The organism is Lysinibacillus sp. NPDC097214 (genome assembly GCF_050277945.1).
Lineage (GTDB): Bacteria > Bacillota > Bacilli > Bacillales_A > Planococcaceae > Lysinibacillus > Lysinibacillus xylanilyticus_B.
On sequence record NZ_JBNNSS010000022.1, the window covers coordinates 19,837 to 31,137 of the forward strand.

An 11,301-nucleotide genomic window follows, 5' to 3' on the forward strand; every position below is an offset into this window, starting at 1 on the left:
GTAATCCCTCCAAATGTATGAATAACGCATCCGCACTCATTGTTTAAGTGCGAATGCTTTATAAAATGTTCTTACTTCGTCTCTGCTAATTGAGGTAAATAATATTCATCTACAAATTTAGTCGTTGTATAGCCCTTTAAAAATTGTTCATGTGTCACTGTTTTCAACAGCATCGGAATATTTGTTTGAATACCTTCAACTTTATACGCTTTAAGTGCCTCAATCAGTCTTTCACATGCAACTTCTCGTGTTTCTCCCCACACTACTAATTTACTAATCATTGGATCGTAAAAAGGTGTAACCGCAGTGCCAGCCTCTACGCCGCATTCATGGCGGATACCTTCACCTGTAGGCAATTCAAATGCCGTAATGGTGCCAGGAGAAGGGAAAAAGGTCGACGGATTTTCAGCGTAAATACGTACTTCAATCGCATGCCCTTTTCTTTGTACGCTATCGCGAGTAAATGCTAGCGGTTGTTTTGCCGCAATCTTTAATTGCTCCTCTACAAGATCCAGCTTTGTAATTTCCTCCGTCACCGGGTGTTCCACTTGTAGGCGCGTATTCATCTCTAAGAAATAAAAGTTTTGCTCCGCATCTACTAAATACTCAATCGTTCCTGCATTCACATAGCCAATATGCTGAACTGCCTTGACTGAAGCATCTAGCATACGTTTTCTTGTTTCTTCAGAAATGAATGGAGATGGTGCTTCCTCCACTACTTTTTGATTTCTACGTTGAATCGAACATTCACGTTCAAATAGTGGTACGACATTGCCATCATGGTCCGCTATAATTTGTACTTCGACGTGATGAGGATTCGCAATAAATCGTTCCATATACATCGTGCCATCACCAAAGAATGACTGTGCACGCTTTTGATTCCCCTCAAAGGCTTTTGCTAATTCCTCGGCATTTTCAACGAGCTGCATGCCGATCCCTCCACCGCCGGCAGAAGCTTTTAACATAATCGGATAGCCTAGACGGGAAGCAATTTCAATAGCTTCCGCGACATCTTTCACCGGTGTCTCTACACCTTCAACAATTGGTACACCGGCAGCTTTCATTGTTTTCCGAGCTTCTAATTTACTCCCCATCGAAGCAATTACGTCGGCGCTTGGCCCAATAAAAACGAGGCCCGCTTCTGTACAACGTTTTGCAAACTCAGCGTTTTCTGATAATAAGCCATAGCCAGGATGAATTGCGTCAGCGCCACACTCCTTCGCTACTTCAAGAATACGATCTATATTTAAATAGCTTTGGGCAACAGGTGGCTTTCCAAGGCAAAACGCCTCATCAGCATCTTTCACATGTAAGCTTTCAGCGTCTGCCTCAGAATACACCGCAACTGTTTGTATATTTAGTCGTTTGCATGTTCTTATAACACGTCTAGCTATCTCTCCACGATTGGCAATTAACACCTTTTTGAACATAACACTGACCCCCTTGGTTACTTCACTGTTGGAATAAAATTCTCTCGTAATTTAAACTTTTGCACTTTTCCAGATGCAGTCATCGGATAATCCTCGATAAAGAAAATATGTCGTGGTATTTTATGTCTAGAGATTTTATCCCGACAATAATCTCGAATCTCTTCCTCTGTTGCCTGCTCTCCTTCTCGCAAAATAACCCAAGCTGCCGCTTCCTCTCCATAAACAGGATCAGGAACACCTGCAACCTGTACATCTGCAATTTTTGGGTGTGTGTAAAGGAATTCTTCAATTTCTCGAGGAGATATATTTTCACCGCCACGAATAATCATATCTTTTAAACGCCCTGTTACACGTACGTAGCCCGCCTCATCCATCGTTGCCAAATCCCCAGTATGCAGCCAGTCATCCTCATCTATTGCAAGAAGCGTTTCTTCTGGGTTATTATAGTAACCTTTCATAACATGGTAGCCTCTCGTACATAGCTCCCCTTGCTCATTCGGCGCAGCTTCTTCGTTCGTACCAGGGATGACAATTTTAACTTCTAGATTTGGCAATGCGCGGCCAACCGTTTCCACCTTTAACAGTAGCGGGTCATCTGCTCTCGTTTGTGTAATAACAGGTGAGGCTTCTGTTTGCCCGTAACAAATCGTAATATCCTTCATCCCCATTTTGTCGATAACGGCCTTCATAACCTCGATAGGACAATTAGAGCCAGCCATTACGCCAGTACGCAACGTCGATAGATCAAAAGACGCAAAATTCGGTGAATTAAGTTCACTAATGAACATCGTTGGTACCCCATGTAACGCGGTACATTTTTCTTTTTCAACCGTTTGTAACACCTCAGTAGGTGAAAATTCTTGCACTGGTACCATCGTCCCCCCACTAGTAGTAATCGCTAATGTTCCAATTACACAACCAAAGCAATGGAAGAATGGGACAGGAATGCACAAGCGATCTTCGTAAGTTAAACGCATACATTCTGCAATATTAATCGCATTGTTGACTAAGTTATAATGCGTTAACATAACACCTTTCGGAAAACCTGTTGTTCCCGAAGTATATTGAATATTAATAACATCGTCATAATGAAGTACTTGCTGTCTTTGATCTAATTGCTCCTCTGTTATTTGCTCTGCAGCAGATAACACATCAGACCAGTTTAGTACTCCGGGATATTTTGTATCGCCAATTAAAATAACATTTTTTAATAAAGGTAGTCGCTTTGATTGCAAATTACCTGGTTCACAATGTTCAAGCTCTGGACATAACTCTTGCAGTGTATTTATAAAAGAATGGTCTCGATAATTTTCTATTAAAATAATCGTTTTTGCATCGGATTGCTTCAATAAATATTCCAACTCGCTCGAACGATAATTAGTGTTTACAGTAACGATTGGGGCTCCCATTTTACCTGTACCAAATTGCAGCTGCACCCACTCTGGAACATTAGTCGTCCATACTGCAATATGCTCACCCTTCTCTATTCCAAGAGCCATCAACCCTCTAGCTACTACACGACTTTGCTGATTGAGCTCTTCATAGGTCATACGTAAATCCCTATCTGCATACACTAATGCTTCGCGTTGTGGATATTTTTCGGATTGCTCATCTAGCAATTGACCAATAGTTTGATACACAAGTTCTGCCATGAAAATCCCCCTTATTTTTACGCTATTTAATATAAACTAACAGCCAATTAAACGAGAAATAACGAGACGTTGAATTTCAGACGTTCCCTCACCGATTTCCATTAACTTAATGTCACGTAGATGACGCTCTACGTCGTATTCTTTCATATACCCTGAACCACCGTGAATTTGAATTGCCTGATTACAAGTGCGGAAGCCCATTTCAGAGGCAAATAATTTTGCCATTGCCGCTTCCTTCCCGAATGGTTTCTTTTGATCTTTAAGCCATGCCGCCTTATGTACTAACGTACGTGCAAGCTCTATCTCCATTGCCATATCGGCTAATTTAAATTGTATTGCCTGAAGTTTTGATATAGGTGCACCAAATTGTTCACGTTCTTTAGCGTATTTTAATGCTTTCTCATAAGCTGCCTGTGCAATTCCTACTGATAATGCAGCAATGGAAATACGCCCACCGTCTAACGTATTTAAAAATTGGCTGAATCCACGTTTTTCATCCCCTAAAAGATTAGCCCTTGGTACACGAACATTTTGCAAAATAATCTCACACGTATTGGAGCCACGTACACCCATTTTGTCGTAATTGCAGTTGATCGTTACGCCAGGAGTGTTGGTTGGTACAATGATAGATGAGATAATTTTTTTACCATCTTCACGTTTACCTGTCACTGCTGTCACAATAATTTGGCGTGCAAAGCCAGCGTTTGTGATCCAGCATTTTTCACCATTAATGATGTAATCATCACCATCAATTACAGCTGTTGTAAGTGTCCCACCAGCATCTGAACCTGCATTGGGCTCTGTTAGACCAAACGAACCTAATGTTTCTCCCTTCGCTAATGGAACAAGCCATTCCTGCTTTTGCTCCTCTGTGCCGAAATTGTAAATAGGTGAAGCACCTAAGCTAACTGCGGCTGCATAGCTTAATCCTGTGCCGCCACACGCACGACCGATTTCTTCAACAGCAAGTGCATAGGAAACAGTATCTCCACCTGAACCGCCGTACTCTTCAGGAAACGGGATCCCTAATAAGCCTAGCTCTGCCATCTTTTGAAAGCTCTCTATTCTCATCGTCGATGTCTCGTCAACCTCACGAGCATACGGTTTAATTTCTTTCTCAGCAAAATCACGTACCATATCTCGAATCATCTCTTGCTCTTTCGTTAGTTCAAAGTTCATCCCCAGTCCCCCTAATGTTTAATGTGCCATAGCAGATTTCGTTCAGATGACAGTTGCAAAAAATCAATTATGCCTCGGCATAATTGTGTCCGGAATCGGCTTTGTGCCTAGGCCTGCACGAGGGCCGACACGATGTCGGTCATTTCGGTAATGTCACAGGACGTGACGTTTTTACCGATGCAGGTCAGTTAGCCGTTATCGCATGGATGCGATGATTTTAGGCTAACATCCTATATTGAACTCCTTTCCGATTCCGTGACATCCGCCGGAGGCTTTGGGCCAACACGACGTTGGTCACTCAGTCTTTGCCACAGGACGTGGCGTTCTTAGACTGAGTTCTTCTATTTCAACGGGTGGTTGGACACCCGTTGAAATAAGTTAATACCGACTAGTCGGTTTGTATTAACTATTAATAAAACCAGTCTCTACTCCTGGCTTCCCCTTGACCATAAATTGAACTGCTTCGTCCATTGCTTGTTCAGTGACAATCGCACGCAATATCATATCCGTAAATACTTCTGTAATTTCCTCCATTGTTAACGGACCTGATTGCTTAAACCATTTGTATGTCCAGTTAATCATCCCGACAATAGCCATCGTTACAATAGTACAAGGTAATTCTGTACGAAAATCCTTTGTTTGCTGGCCTTCCTCTATGACTTTTTGTAAAATATCCCGATATTGATCTCGTTTTTTATGAATTATTTCACTATATTCCTCTGCCAATGAATGACTTTCCTCGTAAAAAACCGTAATATGTGCTTGATACATATCAAACACTTGTGTCAGTGTTTGCAGCATTGCACATAAACGTGTAATCGGTGTATCGTATTTGTCATATGCCTCCTGTGACTGTTTAATCACATAAGAAATAAATACATCGTGAATTTCATACAACAGTTCATCTTTCGATTTAAAATTATGATAAAATCCACCCTTTGATGCACCAATGTATTCAACAATGCGATCAACAGTTACATTGTGATAGCCATCTTGCTGAAATAGCACTACAGAAGCGTCAACAATACGTTGTTTTAATGTTTTTTTTACCATAGGCATCTATCATCCTTCTTATAACTCTTTACTCAATCACTCTTTATAATTTAGAAAAGGTTTTAGGTCATCGCCATAATGTGTGGCTGATTTCCGTTCCGACTGAGCGCTTTGTTGTTGCTGTCGCTACGCTTTCGCACAGATAAAACAATTGCTGACGCTTCGTTGCAGGGTCTCGGGCCAACAGATATCACAGGATGTGATGCTTTTAGCCTTCGTTCCTCCATTGCTGATCCCCAAGGAGTCGCTCAGTCGTAACGAAGATCAACTATTTACATGACATATGGCGGCTCCTTATTTTTCCTAATTATTAAAAAACTATGACATCATTAATATAGCATTCTGAAAATTCAGTGTCTAGCATCTATATAGATTTTAATTAATTTTACGAGAATTTATTTTACATAAAGCAGAATTCCGTAAATCACCACAGATAAACAAACCTACAATTACTGTATGCTTTCCACCTTGTTTTTATTACTAAAATCGCAAAAAAATTCCCTAGTGCTGTACAATAACACTAGAGAATCTTCAAAACATAGTTATGAAGCTTTTGGTATTTTACGTAACCACGAGATGATGATTGCAATAATTAATGCAAAGCCTAAATACCCCATTGTTGAATAAACCTTTCCAACTAATGTCGTGAACCCTACTAAACTTGCAACAAAGCCTATTAAACCAATTACCACGATACCTATTTTAAAATATTTATGATCAGGCGCTATAAAACGTACTGTAAATGCGTAAAGCATCCCTACAGCCGTATTGTACATCATGCCTAATAAAGCAATAGACATTAAGATCCCCACTACAGGATGAATTTGTTTGGCTAGCTCTAAAGTCGGCATTGCTGAACCACCAACTACGTCCATTTTAACGAATAAAGCAATATTAATCAGTATGATTAAAACACCGAGCATTAGGCCGCCAAGAAAACCGCCATAACCAGCAATCTTGCGCTCTTTAACGGTTCCCCCCATAACAATTAGCATCGCCGTACCAGCAGCTATGTTATAAGATACATAGAGGAGTGCCCCCATTATCCAATTGGAAGCCGCAGATGATTGCTCTTTCGCTAACACATTCTGTTCTGCAATTGTTAAGTCCATTGTGAAAATAGAGTAAATTAATATGATAAAAACGATGCCCATTAAATATGGCGTCACTAAAGCTATTATATTAATAATATTTTTCACATTTAATAGCAGCGTTAAAATTGTAATGATTACCATGAAAATGCTGCCGATCATCGGGTTTATACCAAACATTTGCTCAAACGTTGACCCTGATCCCGCAAACATAACAACCGCCACACCAAATAAGAAGAACGTTATGACTATATCTAATAGCACGCCAACATAGCGCCCACCGATTTGATAGATTACCTCTTTATGAGATGTCGTTTGTGAATCTGCCCCTAATTGCGCTAGACTCATCCCTAAAAAGGCAAAAGCGATTGTTGCGACAATTCCTCCTGCTATACCGTAAAGACCAAAACTCGTAAAGTATTGCATAATTTCTTGTCCTGATGCGAAGCCAGCACCAACGATTAATCCTACAAATGCGCCACCTATCTGCCAACTTTTTTTCATAGAACACCTGCTTTTAAATTTATTGAAATAAGGTAGGCATAGAAGCTACCGCCTTAAGATCTAAGTTCAGTCTCCTAGTACCCATGGTTTTTTATTTATAAGTTTTCTGTGCTACTGTAAACAAATCGATCGTCTCTCTATTTACTTCATAGCCGATACCCGCTTTTTGAGGAACTTCAATATAACCGTCCTTCACCACAACTTCTGGGTCGATAATATCTTTTTCCCAATATCGACTGGAGCCTGCTGTATCGCCAGGTAAAATAAAATTCGATAATGTAGTTAACGCCACATTATGTGCACGACCAATACCCGATTCCAGCATGCCGCCACACCAAACCGGAATGTCATTTACCTCACAATAATCATGTATTTTCTTAGCTTCAGTTAAGCCACCAACACGTCCAATTTTAATGTTAATAATTTTAGTACTGCCCAACTCAACAGCTTTACGTGCATCCTCTAATGAATGGATACTTTCATCCAAGCAAATAGGCGTATCGATTAATTTTTGTAAGGCTGCGTGGTCAATGATGTCATCTGACGCCAATGGCTGCTCAATCATTGTTAAATGAAATGCATCTAGCTGTTTGAGCGTTTCAGCATCTGTGAGACGATAAGCTGAGTTCGCATCCGCCATAAACGCCACATCAGGGAACGTTTCACGTAATGTACGCATTACTTCTACATCCCAGCCTGGCTTGATTTTAATTTTCATTCGTTTATAGCCTTCATTCACAAAGCCATCTACTAACGCTACTAAGTCCTCAATTGATTTTTGAATACCGATACTGATTCCCACTTCAATTTTGTCTTTTTTGCCACCAAGTGCAGCCGCGAGAGATTGATTCATCTGTTGGGCATAAATATCCCAAATAGCACCTTCTAAAGTTGATTTCGCCATATTATTTTTACGAATCGGTTTAAATAGTTCGTTGACCTCATCTGGATGCTGAAGCTCTTTATTTAAAATAAGAGGAATCAAGAAATCTTCTAGCATATGCCAATTCGTTTGCAATGTCTCCTCGTTGTACCAAGGAGAATGGAAAGCAACAGATTCTCCCCAACCGATTGTTCCTGATTCATCTTTAGCCTCTAAAACTAAAAAATCCTTATCCTCAAATGTGCCAAAGCTTGTTGTAAATGGATCTTTTAATTTCATCTTTAAATGCCTAATGGTAAATTCTGTTATTTTCATATTGATTTGCTCCTTCCAGACCTAAAGTTTCTAATTTGACTAGAACATACTCGTTGTAATTTTCTTGCTGTTGCAATTGAACTGCCGCATAACCTTGTGCAAATAATTGTTGTAATAAACGTCTCGTTTTGAAGCGCCAATCCAATGCTAATGTCGGGTCTTGCAGCTTCAATGCTTGAAAATCCTTTGGTACAGGCAGCGTATATACACCTCTGTTATATTTTAAATCTTCAGTCATCTCCAAACGCAGGAATCCTTGTTCATTTGGTACACAGCTTGCCACCGGTATGGCATTCTTTGCATCTATCGAAACGCTTTTACTGACATAATCAGAGGCTATATACCAACACACCTCAAAACGATCGGAAGGTAACCCCTTATTTAAACCATCCTGCATTTCTCCATAGCAATTTTCTATATACGTATAACAAATACCATTTAATTTGGAGAGATTAAGATAACCATTACGTGTTTCCAGCGGATCAAAGGTCCATACCATTAAATCATAGCCCCGTTCTATAGCAATTGTTTGCTGGGCATATTTTAATTTTTCCCCTATTCCTTGAGAGCGGTAATTTTCGTCTATCCCCAACATATGAGAGCATAAATAGCTTTTGCCCTCTCGAAACCCCGAAAAGCCATAGCTAAAGCCAACTAATTGGTCACCATCATAGGCACCCACAACGATCCCACCGTTTTTCACAGCGGTTAACGTTTGATGAATAGGAATAGAAGGCATGCCCCAAACGTTATATTCCAATTGCTGAACTTGCTCCAGCTGTTCGATTGTCTTTATTTCCCGTATGTCAATCATTCCTATCACTTCTTTCTATTCTTTATCCCGTGTGAACGGCTGGTCTATAAAGCTCGTAAAATCGCTCTCGTGATAATGTTCACTCCTGTAATAAGCCGCTCTCGATTAAAGGTCATTTTCGGATGATGTAAGCCTGGTGTTACACCACAACCTAAGCCAAGCATTGTTGCTTTAAGATTCGGACGCTCATACGTATAAAAATGAAAATCCTCTCCTCCTGGGGTAATGACTGGTGAAGCACAGGCTCTTTCCCCAACCACGTCAACAATAGCGGACTTCATATGTTGTAAAGCCTCATCATTCACTAATGCTGCAACGATATGTGCATTTACATTTAAAGAAATTTTGGCACCATACATTGCTTCAACCGATGCCTTTACACGTTCAATACCATTCGTGAGAACTTCCATTACTTCATTCGTTTGTGCCCGTGCATCAATGCTAAAAGTTGCTTTCCCAGGAATAATATTTGTAGAGGTCCCTCCTGCGTTAAATTGCGTCATTTTAGCTGACGCAGAGACATTAGGGTCTGTCCAGATTTTTTGTAAACCTTCGACAATTGCGGACCCTACCTCAATGGCATTAATGCCAAGTTCAGGTCGTGCACCATGTGCCTCTTCTCCTATAATTGTCCCCGTAAAAAGCTTTGCTGCACCGTGGTACAAGGCCGGGGCGTACGTTCCGTCCCGTAGTTCTTGTAACGGACGAACATGGACACCAAATAAGTATTCTAGAGGATCAATAAGCCCCTTCTCAACGAATGCTCGAGCACCCTGTGCCTTTTCTTCTGCTGGCTGAAAAAGAATACGTACTGCACCGGGAAGCAAATGCTCCATATCCTTTAACGCTAGTGCTGTCCCAATAGCCATCGTCATATGACCATCATGACCACAAGAATGATTCGCCTTAAATTCACCATCTACTTCCTGCCATAGTGCATCGATATCCGTACGAAATCCGACTCTCGGTGTCCCTTTTCCAATATCAACATACAGTCCGGTCATATCTTCGAATAACTGAGGCTCCATCTGCGCCTCCTTTAATAAATTGGCGATATATTGCGTTGTCTGCTTTTCTTGCCAGCTAATTTCCGGATGCTCATGTAAATGTGTAAAAATATCCACCAATCTCGGCTGTAAGTTTTGTAAAACTTGATTCATATCATTCAACTCCATCGATTTGCTAAAAAGCTATTTTGGAAATCATCATATTTTACGCGTTGATTTTCATAATAGTCGTGATCTTGTGCAGTCATACCCGCAATTAATGTATTTAAAAATGAAATCAGTGCTGGCATTGCATCTATTGTTGACATTTCTTGTTGTTCATTTATAAAAGTAATCGTCGCATATTGTGTAATAGGTGCAATTTTAGAATCTGTAATGCCAATAATCTCACAATTTTTTTCTTGAATTTCAGCTGCGAATTGAATCGGCTCTTTAAAATAGCGATGGAACGATAAAATAATGACCACACTATCCTCATCGATTTCTTGTAAAGCTCTAATGATTTCACTAGTTTCAAAATCTAAAATTACGACGTTAGGACGTAACATATTTAACGTAAAATACAACCATTGTGCCGCTAAATGAGACGAACCATTCCCAACAATATAAATTTTTTTCTTCGTATGCAGCAGGATGGAAGCACGATTAAAATCTTCCCCTTCAATGTTCTTTGCAACATTTAAAATACTCGATGCATCCTTTTCCATCGATTTTTCGTAAAAACGCGGCGTTTCAAAAAGTGCCTGCTTTGATTGCAAATAATTTTGCAAGCTACTAGTATTCCCTTCATTGAATAAATGCATCGTAATCTCACGTTGCAACTCAGCATAACCCGATAATCCTATAGCGTAGCAAAAGCGGATAACCGTCGTTTCACTTACCCCTGCCTTGTCCCCCACATATGCAGCTGAATGAATACCGGCAGTCTGCATATTTTTGAGAATAAAGACTGCTACCTTCTGCTGACTCTTTGAAAGCTCCTGGTATTTATGTTGAATGACTTGTTGAATTGTTTGATTATCCATCAAAGAAGTACATCCTTTTTTATTATATTTTTGAAGTTTGAACTTCATTCTGCATGATACATAGCCTAACATAGTTTTTTTCGCAATTCAATATATTATCTGAAATTTCTGTTTATACCTTTTGGAATGAATGAAAATAAAATGAAGAATGATAGTTAATTTGGAACATAATCATTTTTATAGTATCGTTTAGATTAACTTTCTAAAAAATTGCAAATAAAAAAAAGCCGAGGAATAAATCCTCGACTTTTTTTAGGTGCCTAGCGACGTCCTACTCTCACAGGGGGAAGCCCCCAACTACCATCGGCGCTAAAGAGCTTAACTTCCGTGTTCGGTATGGGAACGGGT

Annotated in this window: 9 protein-coding genes and 1 rRNA gene; all 10 read right to left on the reverse strand. The window is 40.0% G+C overall.

Annotated features, from left to right (window positions below; genetic code table 11):
- Positions 1–71 precede the first annotated feature (71 nt).
- On the reverse strand, positions 72–1,430 hold the full coding sequence (locus ACQKMI_RS24875) for an acetyl-CoA carboxylase biotin carboxylase subunit (RefSeq protein WP_427493229.1): 1,359 nt from the start codon (positions 1,428–1,430) through the stop codon (positions 72–74).
- 17 nt (positions 1,431–1,447) lie between these two features.
- Complete coding sequence (locus ACQKMI_RS24880; RefSeq protein ID WP_427493230.1) at positions 1,448–3,082, reverse strand: AMP-binding protein; 1,635 nt, start codon at positions 3,080–3,082, stop codon at positions 1,448–1,450.
- A 36-nt stretch (positions 3,083–3,118) separates the two neighbouring features.
- Complete coding sequence (locus ACQKMI_RS24885; protein WP_323651712.1) at positions 3,119–4,261, reverse strand: acyl-CoA dehydrogenase; 1,143 nt, start codon at positions 4,259–4,261, stop codon at positions 3,119–3,121.
- A 402-nt stretch (positions 4,262–4,663) separates the two neighbouring features.
- On the reverse strand, positions 4,664–5,314 hold the full coding sequence (locus tag ACQKMI_RS24890) for a TetR/AcrR family transcriptional regulator (protein ID WP_427493246.1): 651 nt from the start codon (positions 5,312–5,314) through the stop codon (positions 4,664–4,666).
- Positions 5,315–5,856: 542 nt separating this feature from the next.
- Complete coding sequence (locus tag ACQKMI_RS24895) at positions 5,857–6,909, reverse strand: YkvI family membrane protein (protein ID WP_427493232.1); 1,053 nt, start codon at positions 6,907–6,909, stop codon at positions 5,857–5,859.
- Between the two features lie 91 nt (positions 6,910–7,000).
- The gene (gene menC / locus ACQKMI_RS24900) at positions 7,001–8,107 is read right to left on the reverse strand and encodes an o-succinylbenzoate synthase (protein WP_427493234.1); all 1,107 of its coding nucleotides are present in this window, start codon (positions 8,105–8,107) and stop codon (positions 7,001–7,003) included.
- The gene (locus ACQKMI_RS24905; RefSeq protein ID WP_427493236.1) at positions 8,082–8,921 is read right to left on the reverse strand and encodes a GNAT family N-acetyltransferase; all 840 of its coding nucleotides are present in this window, start codon (positions 8,919–8,921) and stop codon (positions 8,082–8,084) included. The genes menC and ACQKMI_RS24905 overlap by 26 nt, the downstream gene beginning before the upstream one ends.
- A gap of 44 nt (positions 8,922–8,965) precedes the next feature.
- On the reverse strand, positions 8,966–10,081 hold the full coding sequence (locus ACQKMI_RS24910; protein ID WP_427493238.1) for a M20 peptidase aminoacylase family protein: 1,116 nt from the start codon (positions 10,079–10,081) through the stop codon (positions 8,966–8,968).
- Positions 10,082–10,086: 5 nt separating this feature from the next.
- Positions 10,087–10,953, reverse strand: a complete 867-nt coding sequence (locus ACQKMI_RS24915) for a MurR/RpiR family transcriptional regulator (RefSeq protein ID WP_427493240.1) — start codon at positions 10,951–10,953, stop codon at positions 10,087–10,089.
- Between the two features lie 258 nt (positions 10,954–11,211).
- Positions 11,212–11,301, reverse strand: a 5S ribosomal RNA gene (gene rrf / locus ACQKMI_RS24920); the annotation flags it as partial.

What these genes read in the sequence shown, in the direction of transcription:
- ACQKMI_RS24880 (WP_427493230.1), bottom strand. Translation starts at nt 3,082, where the DNA reads ATGGCAGAACTTGTGTATCAAACTATTGGTCAATTGCTAGATGAGCAA.
- ACQKMI_RS24915 (WP_427493240.1), bottom strand. Translation starts at nt 10,953, where the DNA reads ATGGATAATCAAACAATTCAACAAGTCATTCAACATAAATACCAGGAG.
- ACQKMI_RS24910 (WP_427493238.1), bottom strand. Translation starts at nt 10,081, where the DNA reads ATGAATCAAGTTTTACAAAACTTACAGCCGAGATTGGTGGATATTTTT.
- menC (WP_427493234.1), bottom strand. Translation starts at nt 8,107, where the DNA reads ATGAAAATAACAGAATTTACCATTAGGCATTTAAAGATGAAATTAAAA.
- ACQKMI_RS24905 (WP_427493236.1), bottom strand. Translation starts at nt 8,921, where the DNA reads ATGATTGACATACGGGAAATAAAGACAATCGAACAGCTGGAGCAAGTT.
- ACQKMI_RS24895 (WP_427493232.1), bottom strand. Translation starts at nt 6,909, where the DNA reads ATGAAAAAAAGTTGGCAGATAGGTGGCGCATTTGTAGGATTAATCGTT.
- ACQKMI_RS24890 (WP_427493246.1), bottom strand. Translation starts at nt 5,314, where the DNA reads ATGGTAAAAAAAACATTAAAACAACGTATTGTTGACGCTTCTGTAGTG.
- ACQKMI_RS24885 (WP_323651712.1), bottom strand. Translation starts at nt 4,261, where the DNA reads ATGAACTTTGAACTAACGAAAGAGCAAGAGATGATTCGAGATATGGTA.
- ACQKMI_RS24875 (WP_427493229.1), bottom strand. Translation starts at nt 1,430, where the DNA reads ATGTTCAAAAAGGTGTTAATTGCCAATCGTGGAGAGATAGCTAGACGT.